At 63.8% G+C, this 25,910-nt stretch carries 23 protein-coding genes; 15 read left to right on the top strand and 8 right to left on the bottom strand.

Annotation, left to right across the window (positions count from 1 at the left end):
* Positions 1-10: 10 nt before the first annotated feature.
* The 3 genes from purH (at position 11) to ACF8R3_RS12680 (ending at position 5,937) form a co-directional block, all read left to right on the top strand.
* On the top strand, positions 11-1,618 hold the full coding sequence (gene purH / locus ACF8R3_RS12670; protein WP_058638216.1) for a bifunctional phosphoribosylaminoimidazolecarboxamide formyltransferase/IMP cyclohydrolase: 1,608 nt from the start codon (positions 11-13) through the stop codon (positions 1,616-1,618).
* Positions 1,619-1,717: 99 nt separating this feature from the next.
* Positions 1,718-3,007 (top strand): phosphoribosylamine--glycine ligase, encoded by a 1,290-nt coding sequence (gene purD / locus ACF8R3_RS12675; RefSeq protein WP_058638217.1) that lies wholly within the window; start codon positions 1,718-1,720, stop codon positions 3,005-3,007.
* 149 nt (positions 3,008-3,156) lie between these two features.
* Positions 3,157-5,937 (top strand): response regulator, encoded by a 2,781-nt coding sequence (locus ACF8R3_RS12680; protein WP_392515681.1) that lies wholly within the window; start codon positions 3,157-3,159, stop codon positions 5,935-5,937.
* 8 nt (positions 5,938-5,945) lie between these two features.
* Here ACF8R3_RS12680 and ACF8R3_RS12685 read toward each other — a convergent pair whose 3' ends face one another.
* From ACF8R3_RS12685 to cobG, 7 genes are all read right to left on the bottom strand, one after another.
* Positions 5,946-6,602: a hypothetical protein gene (locus ACF8R3_RS12685; protein WP_196185793.1), complete on the bottom strand. Its 657-nt coding sequence runs from the start codon at positions 6,600-6,602 to the stop codon at positions 5,946-5,948.
* The gene (locus tag ACF8R3_RS12690) at positions 6,595-7,281 is read right to left on the bottom strand and encodes a hypothetical protein (protein WP_196185794.1); all 687 of its coding nucleotides are present in this window, start codon (positions 7,279-7,281) and stop codon (positions 6,595-6,597) included. Before ACF8R3_RS12690 ends, ACF8R3_RS12685 begins: the two co-directional genes overlap by 8 nt.
* Positions 7,282-7,336: 55 nt before the next feature.
* A complete protein-coding gene (locus tag ACF8R3_RS12695; protein ID WP_392515682.1) occupies positions 7,337-8,020 on the bottom strand; it encodes a hypothetical protein in 684 nt (227 codons plus the stop codon).
* Between the two features lie 116 nt (positions 8,021-8,136).
* Positions 8,137-9,834 carry a precorrin-3B C(17)-methyltransferase gene (gene cobJ / locus ACF8R3_RS12700; protein WP_196126325.1) on the bottom strand — a complete coding sequence of 566 codons (1,698 nt, stop codon included), beginning with the start codon at positions 9,832-9,834 and terminating at the stop codon, positions 8,137-8,139.
* Complete coding sequence (locus tag ACF8R3_RS12705; RefSeq protein ID WP_058603631.1) at positions 9,822-10,553, bottom strand: precorrin-2 C(20)-methyltransferase; 732 nt, start codon at positions 10,551-10,553, stop codon at positions 9,822-9,824. Before ACF8R3_RS12705 ends, cobJ begins: the two co-directional genes overlap by 13 nt.
* Positions 10,553-11,179 (bottom strand): precorrin-8X methylmutase, encoded by a 627-nt coding sequence (locus ACF8R3_RS12710; RefSeq protein ID WP_027915280.1) that lies wholly within the window; start codon positions 11,177-11,179, stop codon positions 10,553-10,555. Before ACF8R3_RS12710 ends, ACF8R3_RS12705 begins: the two co-directional genes overlap by 1 nt.
* Entirely contained in the window at positions 11,172-12,485 is a 1,314-nt protein-coding gene (cobG, locus tag ACF8R3_RS12715; protein ID WP_058638223.1) for a precorrin-3B synthase, read from the bottom strand. Before cobG ends, ACF8R3_RS12710 begins: the two co-directional genes overlap by 8 nt.
* A 157-nt stretch (positions 12,486-12,642) precedes the next feature.
* On the opposite strand from cobG, the gene ACF8R3_RS12720 reads away from it, so the two are divergent.
* From ACF8R3_RS12720 to cycA, 11 genes are all read left to right on the top strand, one after another.
* Complete coding sequence (locus tag ACF8R3_RS12720) at positions 12,643-13,854, top strand: bifunctional cobalt-precorrin-7 (C(5))-methyltransferase/cobalt-precorrin-6B (C(15))-methyltransferase (RefSeq protein ID WP_058638224.1); 1,212 nt, start codon at positions 12,643-12,645, stop codon at positions 13,852-13,854.
* Positions 13,847-14,941, top strand: a complete 1,095-nt coding sequence (locus ACF8R3_RS12725; RefSeq protein WP_058638225.1) for a cobalt-precorrin-5B (C(1))-methyltransferase — start codon at positions 13,847-13,849, stop codon at positions 14,939-14,941. Before ACF8R3_RS12720 ends, ACF8R3_RS12725 begins: the two co-directional genes overlap by 8 nt.
* Positions 14,938-15,660: a cobalt-precorrin-6A reductase gene (locus ACF8R3_RS12730; RefSeq protein WP_058638226.1), complete on the top strand. Its 723-nt coding sequence runs from the start codon at positions 14,938-14,940 to the stop codon at positions 15,658-15,660. Before ACF8R3_RS12725 ends, ACF8R3_RS12730 begins: the two co-directional genes overlap by 4 nt.
* Before the next feature lie 135 nt (positions 15,661-15,795).
* Complete coding sequence (locus ACF8R3_RS12735) at positions 15,796-16,233, top strand: NfeD family protein (RefSeq protein ID WP_058638227.1); 438 nt, start codon at positions 15,796-15,798, stop codon at positions 16,231-16,233.
* A gap of 25 nt (positions 16,234-16,258) precedes the next feature.
* Positions 16,259-17,113 (top strand): SPFH domain-containing protein, encoded by an 855-nt coding sequence (locus ACF8R3_RS12740; protein ID WP_058638228.1) that lies wholly within the window; start codon positions 16,259-16,261, stop codon positions 17,111-17,113.
* 138 nt (positions 17,114-17,251) lie between these two features.
* Complete coding sequence (locus ACF8R3_RS12745) at positions 17,252-17,641, top strand: DUF2946 domain-containing protein (RefSeq protein ID WP_058603509.1); 390 nt, start codon at positions 17,252-17,254, stop codon at positions 17,639-17,641.
* Between the two features lie 47 nt (positions 17,642-17,688).
* Positions 17,689-18,168, top strand: a complete 480-nt coding sequence (locus ACF8R3_RS12750; RefSeq protein WP_058603508.1) for a copper chaperone PCu(A)C — start codon at positions 17,689-17,691, stop codon at positions 18,166-18,168.
* Positions 18,169-18,187: 19 nt separating this feature from the next.
* Entirely contained in the window at positions 18,188-18,619 is a 432-nt protein-coding gene (locus ACF8R3_RS12755; protein WP_058638229.1) for a DUF2946 domain-containing protein, read from the top strand.
* A gap of 62 nt (positions 18,620-18,681) precedes the next feature.
* Positions 18,682-20,742, top strand: coding sequence for a TonB-dependent copper receptor (locus tag ACF8R3_RS12760; protein ID WP_392515683.1), 2,061 nt, complete (start codon positions 18,682-18,684; stop codon positions 20,740-20,742).
* Positions 20,743-20,799: 57 nt separating this feature from the next.
* On the top strand, positions 20,800-22,167 hold the full coding sequence (locus ACF8R3_RS12765) for a PepSY domain-containing protein (protein WP_058638230.1): 1,368 nt from the start codon (positions 20,800-20,802) through the stop codon (positions 22,165-22,167).
* Between the two features lie 238 nt (positions 22,168-22,405).
* Complete coding sequence (cycA, locus tag ACF8R3_RS12770) at positions 22,406-23,821, top strand: D-serine/D-alanine/glycine transporter (protein ID WP_058638231.1); 1,416 nt, start codon at positions 22,406-22,408, stop codon at positions 23,819-23,821.
* Positions 23,822-23,886: 65 nt separating this feature from the next.
* On the opposite strand, the gene ACF8R3_RS12775 is transcribed toward cycA, so the two are convergent.
* Positions 23,887-24,048, bottom strand: coding sequence for a hypothetical protein (locus tag ACF8R3_RS12775; protein WP_230375031.1), 162 nt, complete (start codon positions 24,046-24,048; stop codon positions 23,887-23,889).
* A gap of 579 nt (positions 24,049-24,627) precedes the next feature.
* Here ACF8R3_RS12775 and urtA point away from each other — a divergent pair.
* Positions 24,628-25,893: an urea ABC transporter substrate-binding protein gene (gene urtA, locus ACF8R3_RS12780; RefSeq protein ID WP_027915294.1), complete on the top strand. Its 1,266-nt coding sequence runs from the start codon at positions 24,628-24,630 to the stop codon at positions 25,891-25,893.
* Positions 25,894-25,910 lie beyond the last annotated feature (17 nt).

Below are 25,910 nucleotides of genomic sequence, written 5' to 3' on the forward strand. Positions count from 1 at the left end.
GGAACCCGAAATGACCGACCAGACTACCCGCCTGCCAGTCCGCCGCGCCCTGATCAGCGTCTCCGACAAGACCGGTATCCTCGAATTTGCCCGTGAGCTGCAACTGCTCGGGGTCGAGATACTGTCCACCGGCGGCACCTACAAGCTGCTCAAGGACAACGGTGTCAACGCGGTGGAAGTGGCCGACTACACCGGCTTCGCCGAAATGATGGATGGCCGGGTCAAGACCCTGCACCCGATGATCCATGGCGGCATCCTCGGTCGTCGCGGTACCGACGACGCGATCATGAACGAGCACGGGATCAAGCCCATCGACCTGGTGGCGGTCAACCTGTACCCCTTCGAAGCCACCATCTCCAAGCCTGGCTGCGACCTGCCGACCGCCATCGAGAACATCGACATCGGCGGCCCGACCATGGTCCGCTCGGCTGCCAAGAACCACAAGGACGTGGCCATCGTGGTCAACGCCAGTGACTACGCCAGCATCGTCGAGGGCCTGAAGGCCGGCGGTCTGACCTACGCCCAGCGCTTCGACCTCATGCTCAAGGCCTTCGAACACACCGCCGCCTACGACGGCATGATCGCCAACTACATGGGCACCGTGGACCAGGCCAGGGAAACCCTGAGCACCGAGGCACGCGGCGATTTTCCGCGCACCTTCAACACCCAGTTCGTCAAGGCCCAGGAAATGCGCTACGGCGAGAACCCGCACCAGCGCGCGGCGTTCTACGTGGAAGCCAAGAAAGGCGAAGCCAGCATTTCCACTGCCGTGCAGCTGCAGGGCAAAGAGCTGTCCTTCAACAACGTGGCCGACACCGACGCTGCGCTCGAGTGCGTCAAGAGCTTCGTCAAGCCGGCCTGCGTCATCGTCAAGCATGCCAACCCGTGTGGCGTGGCCGTAGTGCCTGAAGACGAAGGCGGTATCCGCAAAGCTTACGACTTGGCCTACGCCACCGACACCGAATCGGCCTTCGGCGGCATTATTGCCTTTAACCGCGAGTTGGACGGCGAAACCGCCAAAGCCATCGTCGAGCGCCAGTTCGTCGAGGTGATCATCGCACCGACGATCTCCCAGGCTGCGCGCGAGGTGGTTGCAGCCAAGCAGAACGTGCGCCTGCTCGAATGCGGCGAGTGGCCAGCGGAGCGGGCTGCCGGCTGGGACTTCAAGCGAGTCAACGGCGGGCTGCTGGTCCAGAGTCGTGACATCGGCATGATCAACGCCGATGACCTGAAGATCGTCACCCAGCGTGCACCCACCGAGCAAGAGATCCACGACCTGGTGTTCGCCTGGAAAGTGGCCAAGTTCGTCAAATCCAATGCCATCGTCTATGCCAAGCAGCGCCAGACCATCGGTGTTGGCGCGGGCCAGATGAGCCGCGTCAACTCCGCCCGTATCGCCGCCATCAAGGCCGAACATGCCGGCTTGCAGGTGCAGGGCGCCGTCATGGCCTCGGACGCATTCTTCCCGTTCCGCGATGGCATCGACAATGCGGCCAAGGTCGGCATCAGCGCGGTCATTCAGCCCGGCGGCTCGATGCGTGACGCCGAGGTAATCGCTGCCGCTGACGAAGCCGGCATCGCCATGGTGTTCACCGGCATGCGCCACTTCCGCCACTGATTCAGGGCAATCGGCCGCACCCAGGCAGGCAACTGCTGCGGTGCGACCTGGCACAGCGAGAGGCACAGCCTTTTGCTCGACAGATCTAGAGGTTTTGACATGAAAGTTTTGATCATCGGCAGCGGCGGCCGTGAGCACGCCCTGGCATGGAAAGTCGCCCAGGACCCACGCGTCGAAAAAGTCTTCGTGGCTCCAGGCAACGCTGGCACCGCCATCGAGGCCAAGTGCGAGAACGTCGCCATCGACGTTTGCGCTCTGGAGCAACTGGCTGACTTTGCCGAGAAGAACGTCGACCTGACCATCGTCGGCCCGGAAGCGCCACTGGTCATCGGTGTGGTCGACCTGTTCCGCAGCCGTGGCCTGGACTGCTTCGGCCCGACCCAGGGCGCTGCCCAACTGGAAGGTTCCAAGGCGTTCACCAAGGACTTCCTGGCCCGCCACAAGATCCCGACGGCCGACTACCAGAACTTCACCGAGATCGAACCGGCCCTGGCGTACCTGCAGGAAAAAGGCGCGCCGATCGTGATCAAGGCCGATGGCCTGGCCGCTGGCAAGGGCGTCATCGTCGCCATGACCTTGGCAGAAGCCGAAGCCGCCGTGCGAGACATGCTCGCGGGCAATGCCTTTGGTGAAGCGGGTTCGCGCGTGGTCATCGAGGAATTTCTCGATGGCGAGGAAGCCAGCTTCATCGTCATGGTCGACGGTCACAACGTGCTGCCCATGGCCACCAGCCAGGACCACAAGCGCGTCGGCAACCAGGACAGCGGCCCGAACACGGGCGGCATGGGTGCCTACTCCCCTGCCCCTGTAGTCACTGACCAGGTTCACCAGCGGGTCATGGATCAGGTGATCTGGCCGACCGTGCGCGGCATGGCTGAAGAAGGCAATGTCTACACCGGCTTCCTGTATGCAGGCCTGATGATCGACAAGGCGGGCAACCCCAAGGTCATCGAATTCAACTGCCGCTTCGGCGACCCGGAAACCCAGCCGATCATGCTGCGCCTGGAGTCGAGCCTGGTACTGCTCATCGAAGCAGCCTTTGCCAAGGCCCTGGACAAGGTCGAGGCGCAGTGGGACCCACGCCCTAGTCTGGGTGTGGTGCTGGCCGCAGGCGGCTACCCTGGTGACTACGCCAAGGGCGCAGCCATTTCAGGCCTGGAGGCGGCCGCAAAAATCGAAGGCAAGGTATTCCATGCGGGCACTGCCTTGAAGGACGGTGACGTGGTTACCGCTGGGGGGCGCGTGCTGTGCGCCACGGCCATGGGTGAGACCGTCGAATCCGCTCAGCAGCAAGCGTATCGCCTGGCCGAGCAGATCACCTGGGACGGCAGCTTCTACCGGACCGACATCGGCTACCGGGCCATTGCCCGGGAACGTGGCGAGCAATAACCGCTTTATCGCTGCACTGTCGAGGCGCCCGGACCTGTGCAGCCGGGCGCACGGCAACCGGCTCGTTGGCGTGCCCGCGGGCCTTGCCTTCAACTCCAAACGCCGCGCATAGTTAGCACCCCGCACATGGGCCAAGAAGGGATTTCGTAGTGCGCCGGCTCCGGATTGCCTCAGCGTTGATCGTCAGCTTGCTGACCCTGATCTGCATGTTCCCCGCGATGGCGGAGCATGACAGTGGCTGGGCCCTGCTGCTCGACGAACAAGGCAACCTGCAACTGAGCGACGTGCGCTCGGACCGTTATCGCAACCAGTTCAGCCCGCTGGAGCTGGCAGAACTCGATGCGGCGCCCCCCGACCAGGCCCTGTGGCTGCATTACCGCCTAGAGCCCGGTGAGCAGGAACAACTGCTGCGCGTCTTCGCGCCTGATCTTTCTGGTCTGGACCTATACGCCCTGCAAGGCGACAAGCTGATACGCCACCTGCATCACGGCCGCCAAACCGGCAGTGCCAACCCCACATTGCGCGGCAGCGACCACGTGCTGCCATTGCCTAACAGCAAGCAAAGCCTGGATATCTACCTGCGCCTGGTATCGGAACACCAGCTGCGCCCGGCCATCAGCCTTGAGCCCGCTGCGCGCGCCGCCGCCAATCAGACCCAGCCGTTGCTGTTCGGCATGCTGTTCGGTGGCCTGGTGATGCTGATCCTGCATAACCTGATTCGCTTCATCTACAGCCGCTCGAGCACTGCCCTGATCCTGGCGTTCTACCATGGCTTGATGTTGCTCAGCGGCCTGATCCTGCTGAATCTCAGCGGCCCATGGTGGCATGTGTGGTACAGCGCCCAGACGCCAGCGGCGTACCTTACGCTGGTCCTGGCAGGGCTGGCAGGGCTGTACTTCACCCAGCGCTTCTTCGCACCGCGCAACTCGCCGCGCCTTAACCGGCTGTTGAGCGGCGAGATGCTGCTGGTGGGGGTGAGCGGGATCGTGCTGCTGTTCATCGACACCTTGCCGCTCAATCTCATGACCTATGCCTTGATGGCACTGGGCAGTGTCACGATGCTGGTGGTCAGCAGCTACCATTGGTACCGCGGTTACGCACCCGCCCGTTTGTTCGGTCTGGCGATGATCATCTTCAACGTTGGCGGGCTGGTGCTGCTGCCTGCCCTGCTTGGGCTTACACGCACCCCCACGCCTTGGTTGCTGTGCATTCTGTTGGGGCTGGCAGTGGCGAGCGGGCTGCTATTGAACCTGGCTGTCAGCGACCGGCTGCGACGCATCAATGAGGAGCGCTTCAGTGTCAGCCGCGCCTTGGCAGCCAGTGACGCCGAAATCAACGCCAAGGCCGAATTTCTGGCCAAGATCAGCCACGAAATACGTACCCCCATGAACGGCGTGCTGGGCATGACCGAACTGCTGCTGGGCACGCCGTTGTCCGTCAAACAGCGCGATTACGTTCAGACCATTCACAGCGCGGGCAACGAGCTGCTCACGTTGATCAACGAGATACTCGATATCTCCAAGCTCGAATCCCGTCAGATCGAACTCGACGATGTCCAGTTCGACCTCAACGCGCTAATCGAAGACTGCTTGAACATCTTTCGGGCCAAGGCCGAGCAGCAGAACATCGAGCTGATCAGCTTCACCCAGCCCCAGGTGCCCCGTGTGGTCAGCGGCGATCCCACACGCTTGCGCCAGGCGCTGTCGAGCCTGATGGAAAACGCGCTGAAAAACACCGACCAGGGGGAAATTCTGCTTGTCGTTGCACTGGACCAGCGCGGCGAGGTGCCCCGCTTGCGCATCGCGGTACAGGACAGCGGCGACCCCTTGCCGGCAGCCGATCGCGAGGCGCTGCTGCAGGCGGAACTGCACAGCAGGCACTTCCTGTCCAGCAATCGGCTGGGCGGCCACCTGGGGCTTGTAATCGCCAAGCAGCTGATTGGCCTGATGCATGGGGAGTTTGGCATCAAGAGCAGCACCGGCACCGGCAATACCTTGTGGCTGACCTTGCCGCTGGACCCAGCCTGCCTCGAGCAACCTCCGGCCGACCTGGACGGGCCGCTGCGCGACGCGCGGGTACTGGTGGTGGACGACAACGACACGTGCCGCAAGGTACTGGTCCAACAGTGCAGCGCCTGGGGCATGAATGTCAGCGCAGTGCCTTCAGGCAAGGAAGCCTTGGCTTTGCTGCGTACCAAGGCTCACCTTCGCGATTACTTCGACGCGGTGCTCCTGGACCAGAACATGCCCGGCATGACCGGCATGCAACTGGCCGCCAAGATCAAGGAAGACCCCAGCCTCAATCACGACATCCTGGTGGTCATGCTGACCGGTATCAGCAACGCCCCCAGCAAGATCATCGCCCGTAATGCCGGGATCAAGCGGATACTGGCCAAACCGGTCGCTGGCTACACGCTCAAGACCACGCTGGCCGAAGAACTGGCTCAACGCGGCCGCGAGCAGGCGCTGCCGGCTGTTGCACCAGGCCAGCCCCAGGCCCTCGACCTGCCCCCAGATTTCAGCGTGCTGGTCGCAGAGGACAACACCATTTCGACCAAGGTCATCCGCAGCATGCTCGGCAAGCTCAGCCTGCAGCCCGATACTGCCTCCAACGGCGAAGAAGCCCTTGAAGCGATGAAAGCCAAGCGCTATGACCTGGTGCTCATGGATTGCGAAATGCCGGTTCTGGATGGTTTCTCGGCAACCAGGCGCCTGCGCGAATGGGAAGCCGCCAACCAGCGCGTGCGCACGCCCGTCGTTGCACTGACCGCGCATATCCTCGCCGAGCACAAGGACCGCGCCAAGCAAGCCGGCATGGACGGCCATATGGCCAAGCCCGTCGAATTGTCCCAACTGCGAGAGCTGATCCAACACTGGTCCAGCCAACAGCCGGCCAATGCTGATCAGGGCATGGGCCCTGACGGCAGTTAGCCGCGCAACTAGAGCACCAGATCCCTGATGACGCGCTCGGCCGTTCGCGCAACACTGGCCTCTGCCCTGCGCCGATAATCCTCACGAAACCCTTGCAGATTGAAATGGATCACTTCCAGTCGCAGGTCTTTCACACTGATCCCGTTGCTCGCGCCCATGAACAGGAAGTCGCTGGTGTTTTTCTTCATTGAAATATCCATGTGCAGCAGCACCATGTCGATAAAACCATTCGACTGTTGAGCACAGGGCAACAACTGCACGCGCGCCTGAGTGCCCACGGTCGAATGTGCGCTGAACAGCCTCAGCGCCTTGTCATCTCGACGTAGGGCCTCTAGCGCCTGGTTGGCCGCTTCGGCCAGGCGTGGAGAGCTCGCCTGGCTGATGTGCTCGACTGCCTGCGCAGCCAGGCTGTCGCGGTCAGGCCCCGGCCGCCGCCCTACTGGCGCCAGCTTGCCATCGAAGCCAAGGGCAGCGAGGTTGCGCCAATAATTCCTGAACCAGTCAGGTTCAAGACCGTCTTTCAAATCCCCCCATGCCACCTGCTGCGCAAAGGCGTTGGCCAACAGTATGTCTGAACGTGCTTGCGGGCATACGCTTGGCAGAAAAACCAGCACGCTGCTGTGGACCAGCTGGCCAACGATAGATGATGCGTCGGTGTTAGTCATGGTTGAGCTCCTGCACGCTGATTTCGCTGCGGTGATGGGCCAGCTTGCCCTGAAGTTTTTTTGCCAGCCCCGGACCGATGAGGTTCATACGCCTGGAATCGATCAAGTATTGCCCCTGGAACTGCCAGCACACCTGCACCGCCTGAGGGTCGAACAGTTGCCAGAGCCAATCAGAATCAAGAGGCTCTCGACTCCCCAGGTTCAGTTGAGTGCTGATGATGGAATACTCAGGCAGCACCAACCGAACCTCGGCATGCGCGTAGTTCAGACCAGTGTCGCCAGGGTGTTCGCCAAGATCCCAGCGCTCCCCCGTCCGGTCATCGCGTGTTTCACTGCTGGCGCAGGCTGCCAGACACTGCGCGACAGCTTCGCGAAGACGGTGAGGCGTAGCCTGAAGAAGACTGTCGCAAAGCATGTCCCAAGGCTTGAAAGCGGCAACCGGCACCATGGATATGGTTTGCGACCGCAGCGTAGCAAGCGTGCAGCCGAAACTGCTCTGCACACGTATGTATTCATTGAGCCAGCTGTCACCATCAGCCCCGGAGACACCGCCATTGCACGCGGCCAGGTAGGCCGCCAGCTGGATATTGAGCATATCGTGCCTGCAAGACTCGCTGATGGTCTTGTCGACGAGCACCAGACTGTTGCCATTGCGCCACACGCTGTAGTTATTTGCCATTGATGCACCCTCCAGGCTCACCGAAGCCAAGGCCCCGGTGAGTCAGACCGACAGGTTAGATTTCGAGGGCCAGCAACACTTCCAGGGCGTTGTCGTCGAGCTTGGTTTCAACCACGGCGCGTACTTTCTCGTACTGGCGCTGATCGAGATTCAGTACGGCACCGCAGGCGTAGTTGGTGGTGCCGCTGCTCTCCCATTTGGCCAACAGGTAGTTGGCTTTCTTATCAGGCTTGGCATCGGTCTGGACTGCGCTCACCATCATGGCGACCTGGCCAGCACCGGTCTGCTCACACTTGTTCAGGCTCAGGCTGTTGCGGTCATCCTCCACGGATTTGCGATCCAGCAATTCGACATTCTTGGTGCTGGCAGCCAGTGCGGAAATGACGGTCTTGCCCAACCCTTCCAGCGCCGATGCCACGTCGCCGGTAAAGGCGCCACAGGCAGCCTGCAGCCCCTTGCCAACCAGGTTGCTGATTTCCAGGTGCCTGTCGCTCTGGGTAATACGCTGCACATCAACGCGCGTGGGTGTCCAACCCATCTTCGACATCAGGAACACGTACTGGTTGAACCAGGCTTGGGTTTCCTGGATCGGGTGGTGCTGTCTATTGGCGCCCTGGGTAGCAAGGGCGTGGCAGGCCTTGGCCGCGCTACGGTTAACCTCGCTCATGGTGTCCGGGAACACGAACAGGTTCATGTCAGGCAGGATTTGCAGTTCAAGGTTCTCTTTGTTGGTGGTCATGTCAAAGGCTCCAGTTAGGTCCGGTCGAAACCAGGTGGTTTCGGCCGTGAACCTAACTGCTCGACGCTGCTCATCCTGCCTCGAAACGCTTCCCCCTCGGATCGAGCTTCCGTACTTCAGGGCTTTGCGCCATACCACCGCGGCGTGTAGACCCACTGCCCGCCGTCCGGGCGCTCGAAGGTGCACGTGGTCGATGAGCCCACCAGCACCATGGTGCGCATATCGACCATTTCTGGCACCAGTTGGGCCAAAGAGACGACGCGCAAAGTCTGCCCCGGCCTACCAATGTCACGGCCAAGGACTACAGGTGTATCAGCACCACGGTGCCGGCGCACGACGTCCAGCGCGGTCCCCAGTTGGTGAGGACGTGCTTTGGAAATCGGGTTGTAGAAGGCCAGCACCAGATCGGCCTGGGCAGCGAGGTCCAGCCGTTTTTCGATGATCGACCAGGGTTTGAGATTGTCCGACAGCGACATGACACAGAAGTCATGCCCCAGCGGCGCGCCAGCCTGTGCAGCCGTTGCCAGCGAGGCCGATACGCCAGGCAGTATCTCCAGATCGACAGCGTGCCAGTCAGGATTCGTGGACTCGTGCAACGCCTCAAGGACCGCAGCGGCCATGGCGAATACACCTGGGTCGCCCGATGACACCACCACCACCGAACGGCCCCGCGCGGCCAGTTCGAATGCGTGGCGGGCGCGCTGCATCTCCTCACGGTTGTCGGTGCAGTGCAGCACCTGATCGTCCCGGAATGGGCCTGCCATTCGTACGTAGGTTTCGTAGCCGAGCACATCCTCGGCCCGTGCCAGCTCAGCCTTGACCGCTGGCACCATCAGCTCCGCTGCACCGGGTCCCAGACCGATGACGGCCAGCCGTCCACGGCGACGGCCAATCTGAGTCACCTCGACCGGCGCAGGTGCCACGGCGATGACCACCTCACCCTGGCACTGCAACCGCGCCTCGGGCAGTGCAGCGCCCACCATGCCAGCCACATCGTCGGGCCTTGCCGCAAAGCGCAATTCGACACCCAGCGCCTGCGCGGCGGCATGCAACCGGGTGTCCGTCATGGCCCGCTCATCGGCCAGCACGCAGGCCAGCGATGCCTGCGCAATACCGGCCTGCTGCAGCGCGTCACGAATCGTCTGCAGATCGCCGCTGGCGAGACCGACCACGACGGAGCGGGGGTGGATCAACAGCTCGTCTCGGCTGGCGGGGCGCGCCAAATGGCCCACATGGATGGTGCGCTGCGCGGCATCACTGGCAGGCAACTGAGCCTGCGCTAGCCACGGCGCTTGACCCTCGATGCGAACCGGCTCTCCAGCCAGCAGGTCGGACACGAAACGCTTGCCTTGTTCCAGATCCGCCAAGGCGTAACCCTGAGGCGGATTGAGCAGGCACGTACCAAAGCGCAACTCGCCGCTGGTGGTGATGGCCGCTGACACACCCAGCGCAGCGGCGATGTCGCGTGCCATCTGGTTGACGCCACTGAGGCCACCGAGCAGGGGCACCACAGCGCTGCCGTCTTCTGCCACGGCAAGCACAGGCGGCTCGCTACCTTTCTCGCCCAACAGGCTGGCCAGGCTGCGGATCACGATCCCCGCGGCGCACAAGGCGATGATCGGCGTACCACGCTGGTAAAGGCTGCGCAGCAGATCGCCAAAAGTGCTGTAATCCTGGTCTGCCCCCTGGACGCGCCCTTGCAGGCCGTAAATTGTGGCTTGGGCGTAGATCTGTTGAAGGCAACGGGCGGTGGTCAGACTGCCTTGCCCCAGGATGACGATGGCCGGTGCCACCTGCGTGTTCAGCCCTGCCATTTTTCCCCCGGCACGATGATCAGCGAAAAGTAAGGCGAGGACTGCGGGTCGACCTGGTCCAGCGGTACGATTTTCTGGTTGGCCATGGTGGCGCGTTCCACATACAGCGCACGCTCGTGCAGGCCCAGCTCACCGAGCACCTGCCGCACCTTGGGAAAATTGCGCCCCAGTTTCATGATGACGGCCGCATCGGCGTCGGCCAGGCGGCGCTTGAGGTCTTCGGCCGGCAAGACGCCAGAGAGCACCGAAAGGCTCTGGTTGCGATAGACCAGCGGTGCACCCAGCACCGAGGCCCCACCGAGCATGGAGCACACGCCAGGAATCACCTGCGCTTCATAGCGCTGGGCCAGGCGGTCGTGCAGGTACATGTAGGAGCCATAGAAGAACGGGTCACCCTCGCAGATCACCGCCACGTCACGCCCTGCGTCCAGGTGTTCGGCCACCTGGACGCTGGCTTCGTCGTAGAAGTCGCTGATCACCTGCTCGTAGGACAGGGGCGCGGGCAAGGCTTCGGTAGTCACCGGATAGACCAGCGGTAGTAGCGTCTGCTCGGGTTGCAAGTGCGCTTCGATGATGCCGAATGCGTTACCGCGCTTGCCCTTGGCGACAAAGTAGCCGACCACCGGCGACTCGCGCAGCAGGCGCAGGGCCTTGAGCGTGATCAGTTCAGGGTCGCCCGGCCCTACGCCAAGGCCGATCAGGCGTCCGCGCGGGGCCATCATTCCACCTCCGTGGCCAGGGCGTTCACGGCCGCGGCGGCCATGGCGCTACCGCCCAGCCGCCCCTGCATGATCACGAAGGGCACGCCACGGCTGTCGGCCGCCAGCATGGCCTTGGATTCGGCAGCGCCAACGAAGCCGACGGGGAACCCCAGGATGAGCGCTGGGCGCGGCGCACCGGCATCGAGCATTTCCAGCAGGTAGAACAACGCCGTCGGCGCGTTGCCGATCACCACTACGCTGCCTTCCAGGTGGGGGCGCCACAGCTCCAGGGCAACGGCGGAGCGAGTGTTGCCAGCGGCCTTGGCCAGGTCCGGTACGCTCGGGTCGCGCAAGGTGCAGATGACCGGGTTGTTCGCCGGCAGCCGTGCCCGGGTGATGCCTTCGGCGACCATGTGCGCATCGCACAGGATCGGCGCGCCACGCAGCAGAGCCTGACGGCCGGCCTGGCCGGCGCCCTCGGAGAATTGCAGGCCATCGATCGCATCGACCATGCCGCAGGCATGGATCACGCGTACCGCAAGCTTTTCGAGGTCTGCGGGAATCCGCTCAAGTCGGGCTTCCTCACGAATGATCCGGAAGGAATTGCGATAGATCTCCTGACCATCGCGGATGTAGTCAATCATCAAGGTGCTCCGTCGGCAGGTCGAGCATGGCGCCTGCTTCATTCAAGGTAATGTCAGTGGCGCGCAGGGCGCCGAACCCCGGCAGGCGGGGGTCACGCTGGTAAAGATCGTAGCGCCCGGACGCGCGGGCCAGCAGTGTGGCCGGGGCGGTGTGGGCCAGGGCACAGGACCGGGGGCAGCCAGTAAGATGCACGCTGGCAGGCGCTCCGGGCCCCAGTAATGCGGCCAGTGCCACGGCGTCGGCCTTCGTCTCGCTCAAGGCCTTGGCACAGCCGCTGGCGCCGGTGCAGGCGCTGATGCGCGCCAAGGGCTCGGCCGCGTGGCAGAGCAGCCCGACCGTCATCAGACTGCGCTGCGCCTGGTCGATGGCGCCGCGCGCCAGGTTGGGCAGCACCAGGCTCTGCCAGGGGGTCAAGCGCAGGCTGCTGTCGCCCTGTTCACGCGCGACACGCGCCGCCTCACGCAACATGGCCGGGGTGAGCCGCCCCAGTGGCGGTGCCACGCCAAGCGCAACCCCACGCCGCTGAGCCAGTGCCCCAAGCCACGACACTGGGCGAACCGGCCGGCGCCAGCCCAGCACGGCGGGGTCTTGGCGCAACGCCACGCCAAGCCCACCGGTGAAGTCGGCAGCCTTGTAGGTCTGCAGCACATGCCGCATGCGCGACTGGATTGGGGTGGCCAGGTCCAGAAAACGTTCGAGCACGGCGCGTACCAAGGTCAAGCCCTGGCTGAACGGCACCGCACCCAGTACGTCACTCTCCCCGAGGCTGCCGGCCAGGCCGAATGCGAGCCAGGGCTGCTGCTCAAGCTCAAGCACCGAAAGCCACAGGTCGTGCGGGTGATCGAGCATGGCCAGGCGTTCACCGGCATCGAGCTGAAGGGCGAACTTGGCCGATAACGCGTGAAAGCGTGGCGTGCCCTCGAGCAGGTCGAGGATTTGCCCCCCCAGCGGCCTGACGTCCAGCACCATCGCCGGGTCAAGCCCGGCCAGTGGGCTGAGCATCAGGTTACGAACATCGTCGCCGGCTGCTTCACGCGGGCCCAGCCCAGCTGCAAGCAGCGCCGCCACCAGGCGCTGGTGATCAGGGCCGACGCCACGGATTTGCAGGTTGCCCCGGTTGGTGGCCTCGATCACCCCCCCTGCGAAGCGCTCGGCGGCGCTGGCGACGGCCTCGGCCTGCTGGGCCAGCAACACCCCGCCCGGCAGTTTGATCCGGCAAATGCCGCCATCCAGGGCGCTGACGATACGCCACAACCCCGGACAAGCCGAGGGGCGAGGCGAACTGTAGGAAGCGTGAGGTGGCATCGCTGAGGTGTCCGGCAATCCGTGAAACTGCGCTTGAGTGGAGAAGGCGCGGTATTATGCCTGCTTTGGCCGCCCGCATGAAAAGCCGGTGGTCGAGCATCTTTCGGGTAAAGGCACAATTGGGCGTGCTGCACACGCACGAACTCTAGAGGTATCAATGGCACCCTGGCTCACAGTAGTAGGCATCGGCGAAGACGGTTTCAGCGGTCTGGGCAAACAGGCTCGCCGAGCGCTGCTCAGTGGGACACGGATTTTCGGCAGCCCTCGCCAGCTTGCCCTGCTGCCGCGTTGCGTGACCGGCGAACGGCTGCACTGGCCGAGCCCTTTCTCGCTAGCGCCGGTACTGGCGCTGCGCGGCTCGCCTGTGTGCGTGCTGGCCAGTGGCGACCCGATGTTCTATGGAGTGGGCGCCAGCCTGGCGCGCCAGGTGCCTGCCGACGAAATGCAGGTGCTGTCGATGCCCTCCTCGTGCGCCCTGGCTGCTGCGCGCCTGGGGTGGGCGCTGCAAGACGTGCAGGTGGTGTCGCTGGTGGCAAGGCCCCTGGCCGCACTCAACGCGCACCTGCATGGCGGCCTGCGCCTGCTGGTACTGAGCAATGATGGAGATAGCCCGGCGGCCATTGCCGCATTGTTGCGCGAACGGGGCTTCGGCCCCAGCCGCCTATGGGTCTTCGAACACCTGGGGGGCGAGGCCCAGGGCCAGTTGCACGGGCAGGCATCCACGTGGCAGCACGGGCAAACGGCTGCGCTCAACCTGGTGGCCATCGAATGCGTGGCAGCGCCCGAAGCGCCTCGCCTGCACCGCCTGGCAGGCCTGCCCGATGACGCCTACCGGCACGACGGCCAACTGACCAAGCGCGATGTGCGCGCCATCACCCTGGGCCGGCTGGCCCCCGAGCCCGGGCAGCTGCTCTGGGACGTGGGCGCGGGCTGCGGCTCGATCGGCATCGAATGGATGCGTGCACACCCGGCATGCCGCGCCGTGGCCATCGAGGCCGACGAGGGCCGTCAGGGGTTGATCGAGTACAACCGCGATGCCTTGGGCGTACCTGGCCTGCACCTGGTGCGCGGCAAGGCCCCCATGGCACTGGAAGGGTTGGAACCGCCGCATGCGGTGTTCATTGGTGGCGGGGTCACCCGTCCAGGGGTACTGGCGCATTGCTGGTCCAGCCTGCGCCCAGGCGGTCGGCTGGTGGCCAACGCCGTGACGGTGCAAAGCGAACTGGCCCTGGCCCACTTCAAGGCGCAGCACGGTGGCGAACTGACGCGCATTCATGTTGCTCATGCCCAGCCCTTGGGTGCGTTCGATACCTGGCGCCAGGCGCTGCCCATCACCTTGCTCGACGTGGTCAAGCCGGCCGATGCGTGAAGAAACCCGCGAACAGGCCGCCCCGCTGCGCAGTGGCCTGACCACCGGCAGTTGCGCCACCGCAACCAGCCTGGCGGCAGCGCGTCTGCTGCTCACCGGTGCAGACAGCGACGCAGTGAGCATCACCCTGCCCAAGGGCAAGGTGGTGCAGATGCGCCTGGAGTTCTGCCGTCTGGTCGACGATTACGCCGAAGCAGGCACGCTCAAGGACGCCGGCGACGACCCGGACGTGACCCATGGAGCACTGCTGTACAGCCAGGTGCGCCTGCGTGCCCAGGCCGGTGTGCACTTCGTCGCAGGCACAGGCGTGGGCACTGTGACCCGGCCTGGGCTGGTCCTGGCCGTGGGCGAGCCGGCCATCAACCCGGTGCCACGGCGTATGATCACGGACCACCTGCAGGGCCTGGCCGTCGAATGCGGCTACACCGGCGGGTTCGAGGTCACCCTCAACGTGCGGGACGGTGAAGCCTTGGCGCTCAAGACCATGAACCCACGCCTGGGCATCCTCGGCGGCCTGTCGATCCTGGGCACCAGCGGTATTGTGCGCCCCTTCTCCTGCGCAGCCTACATTGCCTCCATTCATCAAGGTATCGACGTGGCGCACACCAACGGCTACACCCACATTGCCGCGTGCACCGGCAACGCCAGCGAGGACACCATGCGCCGTGTCTACGGGCTGCCGGAAATCGCCCTGATCGAGATGGGCGACTTCGTTGGGGCGGTGCTCAAGCACCTGCGCAAGGTGCCGGTTTCACGCCTGACCCTGTGCGGGGGCTTCGGCAAGATCAGCAAGCTGGCCGCCGGGCACATGGACCTGCACAGCCGTCATTCGAGCATCGACCTGCCGCAATTGGCGGGCTGGGCCGCAGCAGGCGGGGCCGATCCGGCGCTTCAGGCTGCCATCGTGGCCGCCAACACCAGCCAGCAGGCCCTGGCGTTGGCCCACAGCGCCGGTGTCCAATTGGGCGATGCCGTGTGCCAGCATGCCCTGGCCTTCGCCCGCAGCGTCGTGCCTGCCCAAGTGAACGTCGAGGTGGTCGCCATCGACCGCCAGGGCGGCATCGTCGGTCGAGCGGGCCAGCCATGAAGGCGCGCATTCTGCTGCTCGGCGGCATTACCGAGGCGCTGGCCATCGCACGCCTGCTGGGCCCGGACCACATCTACAGCCTGGCCGGCATCGGCCGGGTGCCCGACGACCTGCAGTGCCAGGTACGCGTGGGCGGCTTCGGGGGGGCCGCTGGGCTGGCCCAGTACCTTTATGAAAACGGCATCACGCTGCTGGTCGATGCCACCCACCCCTACGCCGCCCGTATCAGCGCCAACGCGGCCAGCGCCGCGCAGCGTGTCGGGATCCCTTGCTGGGCCCTGCACCGTCCGGCCTGGCAGGCACAGGCGGGGGATGACTGGCGCGAAGTCGAAGACTGGCCGGCGCTGATGCAGGGCATTGGGCCCTATGCCCGACCGCTGTTCACCCTGGGCCGGGAACCCCTGCAGCACCTGGACGCCATCCCGGATGGCCAGTTCTGGACATTGCGCGCCCTGCAGGCCTGTCCTGGCAATGCGCGCTGCGAGGTGATCGGTGCTCGCGGGCCTTTCGACCTGGACCAGGAGCGTGCTCTGTTCACCGACCGGCGCATCGACGTTCTGGTCAGCAAGAACAGCGGCAGCGTCGCCACCGAACCCAAGCTGGAGGTAGCCCGCGAGCTTGGTCTGCCGGTGTTCATTCTCAAGCGCCCGACATTGCCGATTGCCGATCGGACGTTCCATGCCCTGCCGGAACTGGTGGCGGCTTTGTTCGCTATGTGACGAAAGCCCCTTGCATAGCGCCTAAGGGGGGTTGAGCTCCTACACCCCTTTGGGCATTTTCCGAGCGCCTGCAAGTGGCCACGTGTCGCAGTCCTGCCTTAAACTCGGGCGCCCCCCTCGGAAGACGTGCCTGATATGGAATTGCAATGGTGGATCTGGTTGGTGTTCGGCATCGCGCTGATGTTGCTCGAACTGGTCTTGCCCACGTTCTTCATCCTCTGGTTCGGTATCGGTGCCGTGCTGGTGGCCTTGGCCTCCCTGGCGTTTCCAGGCCTGGAGCTAGACATGCAAGGGTTGCTCTGGGTCGTGCTTTCATCGCTGACTACCCTGCTGTGGTTCAAGGTGTTTCGCCGTAAGCAGCCGGATGAGCGCTGGACCGCCGCCAGCGTGATCGGCGAGGTCGGCTTGCTGACCACAGGTGTGTCCGAATTCCAGAAAGGCCGGGTGCGCTTCCAGAAGCCCGTACTGGGCAATGAGGAGTGGACCTGCATTGCCGATACCACCATCCCGGCCGGCGAGCGGGTACGCCTGATCGCCGTCGAAGGAAATACCGCCCGCGTCATCCGGGCCTGAATCCGTAAAAAAGGAATTTGCCATCATGACCAGCCTCATCGTCGTCGGCGCCATCGCCCTGTTCGTCCTGATCACCGTGTTCAAGGGGGTACGCATCGTCCCCCAGGGTGAGGAATGGATCGTCGAGCGCCTGGGCCGCTACCACACCACCCTCAAGCCTGGCCTCAACGTCGTCATCCCCTACATGGACGTGGTTGCCTATCGCCTGCCGACCAAGGACATCATCCTCGATGTGCAGGAACAGGAAATCATCACCCGCGACAACGCCGTCATCGTCGCCAACGCCCTGTGCTTTGCCAAGGTCGTTGACCCGCAGAAGGCGTCTTATGGCGTGCAGGACTACGCCTTTGCCGTCACCAGCCTGACCATGACGTCCCTGCGCGCCATCGTCGGCGCCATGGACCTGGACGAAGCCCTTTCCAGCCGCGAGCAAATCAAGGCGCGCCTGCGCGAGGCCATGTCCGAGCAGACCGAGGACTGGGGCGTGACCGTGCGCTCGGTGGAAATCCAGGACATCAAGCCGTCCCAGAACATGCAACTGGCCATGGAACGCCAGGCGGCCGCCGAGCGGGAGCGCAAGGCCGACGTCACCCGTGCCGAAGGCGCCAAGCAGGCGGCAGTACTCGAAGCCGAAGCGCGCCTGCAGGCCGCGCGGCTGGATGCCGAGGCGCAGATCAGCCTGGCCGAAGCCTCGGCGCGGGCCATCTCGCTGGTCAAGGACGCGGTCGGCAACGAAACCGTCCCGGCCATGTACCTGCTCGGTGAGCGCTACGTCGGGGCCATGGAAAACCTGGCGAGCAGCAATAACGCCAAGGTGGTGGTACTGCCGGCCGACCTGCAGGAAACCGTACGCGGCCTGATGGGCCGCAACAAGGCCTGAACCTGAACGGCTTCGCGGTGCCAGGGCATCCCGAAGCCAGCGGCCAGGCACGGCACCTGCGTCACGTCACCGCACCCCGCCAAATTTGCTTATACTCGGCCGTACAATAGTCACCACGATTCCTGACCGGATCTCTCCATGCCCCCACGTCGGCACATTGCCTGGATAGCCTGCCTAGCGGTGCTGTTCAACCTGCTGGCCATGCCGTTGTCCTCTGCTGCGCCCAAAGGCCCGGCAGAGCAACTGCTATGGGGGGCGTTCTGTTCCAGCATGGCCAACAAGGCCAAGGTCGATGTGCAGGCCCTGGCCAAGATCGACCTGGGCCCGCAAAGCGATGACAGCGCCAGCACGATGCACTGCTGGTGCTGCCTGGGTGCCGCGCCGCCACTACCATTGGGCGGACAAGCGTTACAGCTGCATGCCTCGCCTGCACGTCTTGCCGGCCCACTGTCGCTGGATGCGCCACCCACGCCTACGCCGCGCCAGCTCAGGCCCGCGCTCAACCCCCGTGCCTCCCCGCTTGCCTGAGTGTCTCACGCCGCCTGCCTGAACCTCATTCCATCGGGACATTCATCATGCTCAAGCACGCCCTTGCCGTGGCCGCCCTCCTGCTGCCCGCCGCTTTCGCCCATGCTCACGAATACACCGTGGGCGACCTGCATATCGCCCATCCCTGGTCGTTGCAGCTGCCGCCCAATGCCCCCAACGTCGCCGCGTATTTCGTGGTGCACAACAATGGCAACACCGATGACCGCCTGCTGAGCGCCGAGTCCCCCATCAGCGATGACACCCAGTTGCACGAGCACGCCATGAGCGCGGCCGGTGCCATGCGCATGCAGCAAGTGCCAAACGTGGTAGTGCCCGCAGGCAAGGATTTGGTGTTTGCACCCAGCGCTTACCATGTGATGCTCATGCAGCCCAAGGATCGCAGCCTGCTGACCGATGGCCAGCGCTTCCCGCTGACCCTTCGCTTCGAGAAAGCCGGCCCCATCACCGTGCAAGTGGCTGTGCAGAAAGCACCGCCGACTGGCCAGCCGCAGGCTCATCAGCACTGACTGCCGCTGACAGGGCGTGATGCGCTCGTCGCCACACCGCCAGTCCCGTACCACCCGCCCTGATCGCAGGCGCGCCGGTGGCGGATGGCTGAGCCTGTTCGCCATGTGGATGATTTTCATCGGGCCGCTGGTTTCCCAGTCGATGCCCATGGATCACCATGGCGCCGGCATGACCATGCCAATGGACATGCCGATGCCGGCTGCTCATCAGCATGGCGACGCTCATCACGGCCCGAGCCAGGACGGCCAGCTTCATGTGATGTGGGAGAAGTGCGGCTACTGCAGCCTGCTGTTCAACTGCCCTGCATTGCCCCAGGCGCTCAGCCCCCTCAACCTGGCAGCCGCCCTGCCTCAGGTCCATCTTCAGCCTGCCACGCGCCACGGGCATGCCAGGCAGGCCGTTTTCCCCGGCGCCCGCAGCCGCGCACCGCCCGTTTCGATCAGTGTTTGACCCATTAGCGCACGAAGCCTGATCGCTTCGCGTCTTCTCACGACTGATCGACTGGAATCATTATGTCCGGCTGCACCCCTCTTTTGTCCCTGCGCGGGACCATTGCCGCCCTGTGTGGCTCGTTGCTGACCCCTGTCGCACTGGCGGCAGACCCAGGCCACGTTGCCCATTCATCCGCTGCACCTGAGCTCGGCCCTACGGTCATCACCGCCATCGCCCCCAGCTCGCCACTGACCGTGGTCACCAACCCCAAGGACCCTCGCCAGCCCGTGCCGGCCAGTGACGGTGCCGATTACCTGAAAACCATTCCCGGTTTTTCGGCCATTCGTGCCGGCGGCACCAACGGTGACCCGGTACTGCGCGGCATGTTCGGCTCGCGGCTGAACATCCTCACCAATGGTGGGCTGATGCTGGGCGCCTGCCCCAACCGCATGGATGCCCCAACCGCCTACATCGCCCCGGAAACCTACGACCGACTGACCGTGATCAAGGGCCCGCAGAGCGTGATCTGGGGGCCGGGCGGTTCGGCAGGCACCGTCTTGTTCGAGCGTGACCCCGAGGCATTCGGCACCCTTGGCAGCCGCGTCAATGCCAGCCTGCTCACCGGCTCCAACGGCCGCTTCGACAAGGTGCTGGACGCTGCTGCCGGCAACAGTCAGGCGTATGCACGTTTCATCGGCAATCAGTCGCGCGCCGATGACTACCATGACGGAGCTGGCGATTCGGTGCCATCGCGCTGGGAAAAATGGAACGGCGATGTCGCCTTGGGCTGGACGCCTGATGCCGATACGTTGCTCGAACTCACCGCAGGCAAGGGCGATGGGGAGGCGCGCTATGCCGGTCGGGGCATGGACGGTTCGCAGTTCAAGCGTGAAAGCCTGGGCCTGCGCTTTGAAAAATCCAACCTCGGCGAGGTGCTCGACAAGATCGAAGCCCAAGCCTATTACAACTATGCCGACCATGTGATGGACAACTACAGCCTGCGCACACCCTCTGGCAGCGGCATGATGGGCATGCCGATGGTCAGCAATGTCGACCGCCGCACGATGGGTGCACGACTCAAGGCGACCTGGCGCTGGGCCGATGTACAGCTGATCAGCGGTATCGACGCACAGACCAACGCGCATCGCCAGCGCGGCGGCATGGGCGTGGATGCGCACAAAGGCCAGGCCTGGACCAAGGATGCCGATTTTCACAACTACGGCGTGTTCGGCGAGCTGACCTGGTCGCTCAGCGGCGACGACCGGGTCATCACCGGCGCCCGCCTGGACCGCGCGTCGGCGCGGGATCTGCGCCAGGCCAGCCCGACCCGCAACGACACCCGCGCCGACACGCTGCCCAGCGGCTTCGTGCGCTATGAACACGACATGGCAGCCCTGCCGGCAACGGCCTACATCGGCCTTGGGCACGCCCAGCGTTTCCCGGACTACTGGGAGCTGTTTTCGCCTAAAACAGCGCCCACCGGGTCGGTCAATGCCTTCGACGGCATCGAGCCCGAGAAGACGACGCAGCTCGACTTCGGTGTCCAGTACCGCAGCGAACGGTTGGAAGCCTGGGCTTCGGGTTATGTCGGGCAGATCCGCGACTACATCCTGTTCGACTACCGCACTGGCATGATGGGCATGGCGACTTCGAAGGCGCAGAACATCGACGCCCGCATCATGGGTGGCGAAGTGGGTGCGGCCTACTCGCTGAGCGATACCTGGAAGGCCGATGCCACACTGGCCTACGCCTGGGGCAAGAACAGCAGCGATGGCAAGGCGCTGCCCCAGATGCCGCCCTTGGAAAGCCGCCTGGGCCTGACCTACAGCCGCGATGCATGGAGCGCAGGCGCGCTCTGGCGGCTGGTCGCAGCGCAGAACCGCATCGCCCGCAACCAGGGCAATGTGGTTGGCAAAGACTATGACGCCAGTGCAGGTTTTGGGGTGTTCTCGCTCAACGGCGCGTACAAGGTGAGCAAAAATCTGAAACTCAGTGCAGGGGTCGACAATCTGTTCGACAAGACCTACGCCGAACACCTGAACCTGGCGGGCAATGCCGGTTTCGGCTACCCGGCCAGCGATCCTCAACCGGTCAATGAGCCCGGCCGGAGCGTCTGGACCAAAGTCGATTTCAGCTTCTGACATCCACCGCGGGCGCGGCAGTGACCGCGCCCTGTGCGGGTTTACCTGGAGGTTCCCATGAGAGGAACACGCGTTTCATTCTACAACCTGGCCTGGCGTTGGCATTTCTATGCAGGGCTGTTCGTGGCCCCATTCATGATCCTGCTGGCCCTTACCGGGCTGGTATACCTGTTCAAGCCGCAGCTCGATCCATGGCTGTACCGCGACCTGATGGTGGTTGAGGCCGGCCATCATCGCCAAGGGGCCGATGTGATGCTGGCCGAAGTGCGCAAGGCGCACCCCGAAGGCCATGTGGGCCAGTACCTGCCGCCACTGAACGCACAGCGCAGTGCGCAGTTCGTGGTGCACGAAAAGAGCCGCGAGCTGAACGTGTTCGTCGACCCGTACAGCGGCAAGATCCTCGGCGAGCAGGACGGCAAGCGCAATCTGCAAGCCATCGCCCGCGCCCTGCACGGCGAATTGATGGTGGGCACCCTGGGCGATCGCCTGGTGGAACTGGCCGCAGGCTGGGGCATCGTGCTGGTGATTTCGGGCCTGTACCTGTGGTGGCCTCGCGGGCGCCTGGGCGCAGGCGTGCTGTGGCCGCGCCTGGCCGCCCGAGGCCGGCTGTTCTGGCGCGACCTGCATGCGGTCAGTGGGTTCTGGGGTTCGGCGCTGTTGCTGTTGATGCTGCTCAGCGGCATGACCTGGACCGGGTTCTGGGGCAAGCAATATGCCGATCTGTGGAACCGCTTTCCGGTAGCGATGTGGAACGATGTGCCGAAGTCGGACCAGCAGGCGCGCGAGCTCAACCATGCTCACCGCCAGACCGTGCCCTGGGCCATGGAGAACACGCCGATGCCTCAATCTGGCGCCCATGCCGAGCATGCCGGGCATCACACGATGTCCAGCCAACCGGCCGCACCGAATGTGAGCGTGCAACAGGTCGAAGACATCGCCACTGCGCGGCAGGTGGAGCCGGGCTACAGCATCACCTGGCCAACCACAGCCGACGGCGTATTCACCATCGCGGTATTCGCCGACGACCCACGCAACGACGCCACCCTGCATGTGGACCAGTACACCGGTAAGGTGCTGGCCGATGTGCGCTGGCAGGACTACAGCCCTGTGGCCCGCGCCACGGAACTTGGGGTCATGCTGCACGAGGGCAAGATGTTCGGCCCGCTGAACCAGATCGTCATTGCGCTGGTGTGCCTGATGATTCTGCTGGGTTCGGTCAGTGGCCTGGTGATGTGGTGGAAACGTCGGCCCGAAGGCGGCCTGGGCGTTCCCCCCTTGCGCCACGACCTGCCGCGCTGGAAGACGGCCGTGGTGGTGATGCTGGCATTGGGGCTTGTCTTCCCGCTGGTGGGGGTGTCGATGGTGCTGATGTGGGTGCTCGACAACATGATGATACGGCGGGCAAGGGTGGCGGCGCAGGCATAGCGGCTCGGTAGGCGGCGTGAAACCTCAGGCGAGCCGAACGGCCCGCCGAGCGTTTCACGCCTCTGCCTGTGGGCGCAGGTTCATCCTCTAAAGAGCCGACGCTTGACCCCGATCATTTCTAAAGCGCCCTGCACTCGCGATATCGTGTCGATCTGTCACGCCCGCACCTTTGCAGTGCGTGATAGCCTAGCCGGCTACGTCAGCCAATGCGACTGACCTCTACAAGGGAATGCAGCCTATGACGCAAACTGCGCCGACTCCACCCGATGACCAACACCTGCAACGCAACCTCACCAACCGACACATCCAGCTCATCGCCATTGGCGGTGCCATCGGCACCGGTCTGTTCATGGGCTCGGGCAAGACCATCAGCCTGGCTGGGCCTTCGATCATCTTCGTCTACATGATCATCGGCTTCATGCTGTTCTTCGTCATGCGCGCAATGGGCGAACTGCTGCTGTCGAACCTGAACTACAAGTCGTTCATCGACTTTTCCGCCGACCTGCTCGGTCCCTGGGCGGGCTACTTCACCGGCTGGACCTACTGGTTCTGCTGGGTGGTCACCGGCATCGCCGACGTGGTAGCCATTGCGGCTTATACCCAGTTCTGGTTTCCCGACCTGCCTCAGTGGATACCGGCGCTCACCTGCGTGGCCGTGCTGCTGTCGCTGAACCTGGTCACGGTCAAGCTGTTCGGCGAAATGGAGTTCTGGTTTGCCCTGATCAAGATCATTGCCATTCTGGGCCTGGTGGCCACCGGCCTGTACATGGTCATCACCGGCTTTACCTCCCCCAGCGGACGCACGGCTCAACTGGCCAACCTGTGGAATGACGGCGGCATGTTCCCCCACGGCATGATGGGCTTTTTCGCCGGGTTCCAGATCGCGGTCTTCGCCTTCGTGGGTATAGAGCTGGTCGGCACCACGGCAGCCGAAGCCAAAAACCCGGAGCGCACGCTGCCCAGGGCGATCAACTCGATCCCGATCCGCATCATCGTGTTCTATGTACTGGCACTGATCGCGATTATGGCCGTGACTCCATGGCGCGACGTGGTCCCGGGCAAAAGCCCGTTCGTTGAGCTGTTCGTACTGGCTGGCCTGCCAGCGGCGGCGAGCATCATCAATTTCGTGGTGCTCACCTCGGCGGCCTCGTCTGCCAACAGCGGGGTGTTCTCCACCAGCCGCATGCTGTTCGGCCTGGCCCAGGAAGGCGATGCACCGAAAGCGTTCGAGAAGTTGTCCCGCCGCGCTGTGCCGGCCAACGGCCTGTACTTCTCCTGCCTATGCCTGCTGCTCGGCGCGGTGCTGATCTACCTGGTCCCGAACGTGATCGAAGCCTTCACCCTGGTCACCACGGTATCGGCGGTGCTGTTCATGTTCGTCTGGACGTTGATCCTGCTGTCGTACCTGAGCTACCGCAAGCAGCGCGCGGCGTTGCACGAGCAGTCGATCTACAAGATGCCTGGCGGGCGTTTGATGTGCTACGTGTGCCTGGCGTTCTTCGCCGGTATCCTTGTGCTTCTGAGCTTGGAGGCCGACACCCGCTCGGCGCTGGTGGTGACGCCGATCTGGTTTGTGATCCTGGCGGTGACCTACCAGTTCGTGCGGAGCCGGCGCCAGCCGCGTACTGCCGTACGTGGGTCGTCGGGCAACTGATCAGGAAACTGTGCAGCCCATTCTCAGGCAGAACTGGCGAATGGGCGCACAACAGCCAGGCCGCTTCAGCCGTGCTCCATCCCCTTGAGCACTGCCTCGGCCAGGGCCAAACCTTTCTTTAGCGAGTTTTCCGTCGCGGTCAGTAAACTACGAAGCGGCTCTCCCACCCTTTCCAGTGCTGCGGCATTGGTTTCATAAGCCGCTTTCAGCGCGGCAACGGCGCACACAAGTGCATCCTCGCTATCGACTCCAGCCTGAACCGACAGTATTGATCATGAGCCTGATTGCAGGTGCCAAAATCAGCACTGGCGGTCACGGAACGAGATGTGCGGGGTGGATCTGGAACGATCTTCTTGAGCATGGTGCATCTCCTTGCAGCTCTCTCCTTATGACGCTCCGAGCCCATACGCCAATATGGGTGGACGGAGCCGTGCGGGTTGGCGTGCCGGCAGAGAGAACCGGTGAGCCCGAAGGCTCCCACACACGGCTCCGCCCATGACGGGTGCAGCCATGCAGAGCAAAGTCGCAAGGAGCGTCAATGCTCGATCTCTCTGTATAACGGGACGCCAATCCCGGTCGCAGAATCCACTGCGGTGCCGAACGGTACTCAAGTACTGCTTATGTGTCAAAGCTGTTCACCGCCCTGGACCCAAACCTGTGCAAGCCAACCGCGCAAGCACCAACCTGGCCCCTATCCAAGCCCCGCATAGAAGCACAACCCTTCTAGACCGTAACCTCGCGCACCACGGCACAGCCTTTGCAATCGCTTTTCTGCCCACACCACAACAACTCAGCGGAGAGAGCACATGAAGCGACGCAGTCTGATCAAGGCCTTCACCCTCAGCGCCTCGATGGCGGCGATGGGCCTTAGCTGGAGCCTACAGGCAGCCGAGACCATCAAGGTCGGCATCCTGCATTCGCTGTCCGGGACCATGGCCATCTCCGAGACGTCGCTCAAGGACATGGCCTTGATGACCATCGATGAGATCAACGCCAAAGGTGGGGTGAACGGCAAGATGCTGGAGCCGGTGGTGGTGGACCCGGCGTCCAACTGGCCGCTGTTCGCCGAAAAAAGCCGCCAGTTGCTGACCCAGGACAAGGTCGCGGTGGTGTTCGGTTGCTGGACGTCGGTGTCGCGCAAATCGGTATTGCCGGTATTCGAGGAGCTCAACGGTCTGCTGTTCTACCCGGTGCAATACGAAGGCGAAGAGATGTCGCCGAACGTCTTCTACACCGGCGCTGCGCCCAACCAGCAGGCGATTCCGGCGGTGGAATACCTGATGAGCGAGGACGGCGGCGGCGCCAAGCGCTTCTTCCTGCTGGGCACCGACTACGTCTACCCGCGCACCACCAACAAGATTCTGCGCGCGTTCCTGCACAGCAAGGGCGTAGCCGACAAGGACATCGAGGAGGTCTACACGCCGTTCGGCCACGCCGACTACCAGACCATCGTCGCCAACATCAAGAAGTTCTCGGCCGGGGCGAAGACGGCGGTAATTTCCACGGTCAACGGCGACTCCAATGTGCCCTTCTACAAAGAGCTGGCCAACCAGGGCTTGAAAGCGACCGATGTGCCGGTCGTGGCGTTCTCGGTGGGCGAAGAGGAGCTGCGGGGTATCGACACCAAGCCGTTGGTGGGCCATCTGGCCGCCTGGAACTACTTCGAGTCGGTGGATAACCCGGTCAACCAGAAGTTCGTCGCTGATTGGAAGGCCTATGCCAAGGCCAAAGGCCTGCCTGGCGCCGACAAGGCGGTGACTAACGATCCAATGGAAGCCACCTATGTGGGCATTCACATGTGGGCGCAGGCGGCGGAAAAAGCCAAATCCACCGATGTGGACAAGGTGCGCGAAGCGCTGGCCGGGCAGACCTTCAAGGCCCCTTCGGGCTACACCCTGACCATGGACAAGACCAATCACCACCTGCACAAGCCAGTGATGATCGGCGAGATCCAGGACGATGGGCAGTTCAGCGTGGTGTGGGAAACCGAGCAACCGCTGCGGGCGCAACCCTGGAGCCCCTTCATCCCAGGCAATGACAAGCGCCCTGATTACGCCGTGAAAGGCAACTGAGGCCCTGGGCTGCGCTG

The organism is Pseudomonas sp. FYR_7 (assembly GCF_043106155.1).
Lineage (GTDB): Bacteria > Pseudomonadota > Gammaproteobacteria > Pseudomonadales > Pseudomonadaceae > Aquipseudomonas > Aquipseudomonas parafulva_B.

What these genes read in the sequence shown, in the direction of transcription:
- purH (WP_058638216.1), top strand. Translation starts at nt 11, where the DNA reads ATGACCGACCAGACTACCCGCCTGCCAGTCCGCCGCGCCCTGATCAGC.
- purD (WP_058638217.1), top strand. Translation starts at nt 1,718, where the DNA reads ATGAAAGTTTTGATCATCGGCAGCGGCGGCCGTGAGCACGCCCTGGCA.
- ACF8R3_RS12685 (WP_196185793.1), bottom strand. Translation starts at nt 6,602, where the DNA reads ATGACTAACACCGACGCATCATCTATCGTTGGCCAGCTGGTCCACAGC.
- ACF8R3_RS12690 (WP_196185794.1), bottom strand. Translation starts at nt 7,281, where the DNA reads ATGGCAAATAACTACAGCGTGTGGCGCAATGGCAACAGTCTGGTGCTC.
- ACF8R3_RS12695 (WP_392515682.1), bottom strand. Translation starts at nt 8,020, where the DNA reads ATGACCACCAACAAAGAGAACCTTGAACTGCAAATCCTGCCTGACATG.
- cobJ (WP_196126325.1), bottom strand. Translation starts at nt 9,834, where the DNA reads ATGGCAGGGCTGAACACGCAGGTGGCACCGGCCATCGTCATCCTGGGG.
- ACF8R3_RS12705 (WP_058603631.1), bottom strand. Translation starts at nt 10,553, where the DNA reads ATGGCCCCGCGCGGACGCCTGATCGGCCTTGGCGTAGGGCCGGGCGAC.
- ACF8R3_RS12710 (WP_027915280.1), bottom strand. Translation starts at nt 11,179, where the DNA reads ATGATTGACTACATCCGCGATGGTCAGGAGATCTATCGCAATTCCTTC.
- cobG (WP_058638223.1), bottom strand. Translation starts at nt 12,485, where the DNA reads ATGCCACCTCACGCTTCCTACAGTTCGCCTCGCCCCTCGGCTTGTCCG.
- ACF8R3_RS12720 (WP_058638224.1), top strand. Translation starts at nt 12,643, where the DNA reads ATGGCACCCTGGCTCACAGTAGTAGGCATCGGCGAAGACGGTTTCAGC.
- ACF8R3_RS12725 (WP_058638225.1), top strand. Translation starts at nt 13,847, where the DNA reads ATGCGTGAAGAAACCCGCGAACAGGCCGCCCCGCTGCGCAGTGGCCTG.
- ACF8R3_RS12730 (WP_058638226.1), top strand. Translation starts at nt 14,938, where the DNA reads ATGAAGGCGCGCATTCTGCTGCTCGGCGGCATTACCGAGGCGCTGGCC.
- ACF8R3_RS12735 (WP_058638227.1), top strand. Translation starts at nt 15,796, where the DNA reads ATGGAATTGCAATGGTGGATCTGGTTGGTGTTCGGCATCGCGCTGATG.
- ACF8R3_RS12740 (WP_058638228.1), top strand. Translation starts at nt 16,259, where the DNA reads ATGACCAGCCTCATCGTCGTCGGCGCCATCGCCCTGTTCGTCCTGATC.
- ACF8R3_RS12745 (WP_058603509.1), top strand. Translation starts at nt 17,252, where the DNA reads ATGCCCCCACGTCGGCACATTGCCTGGATAGCCTGCCTAGCGGTGCTG.
- ACF8R3_RS12750 (WP_058603508.1), top strand. Translation starts at nt 17,689, where the DNA reads ATGCTCAAGCACGCCCTTGCCGTGGCCGCCCTCCTGCTGCCCGCCGCT.
- ACF8R3_RS12755 (WP_058638229.1), top strand. Translation starts at nt 18,188, where the DNA reads ATGCGCTCGTCGCCACACCGCCAGTCCCGTACCACCCGCCCTGATCGC.
- ACF8R3_RS12760 (WP_392515683.1), top strand. Translation starts at nt 18,682, where the DNA reads ATGTCCGGCTGCACCCCTCTTTTGTCCCTGCGCGGGACCATTGCCGCC.
- ACF8R3_RS12765 (WP_058638230.1), top strand. Translation starts at nt 20,800, where the DNA reads ATGAGAGGAACACGCGTTTCATTCTACAACCTGGCCTGGCGTTGGCAT.
- cycA (WP_058638231.1), top strand. Translation starts at nt 22,406, where the DNA reads ATGACGCAAACTGCGCCGACTCCACCCGATGACCAACACCTGCAACGC.
- urtA (WP_027915294.1), top strand. Translation starts at nt 24,628, where the DNA reads ATGAAGCGACGCAGTCTGATCAAGGCCTTCACCCTCAGCGCCTCGATG.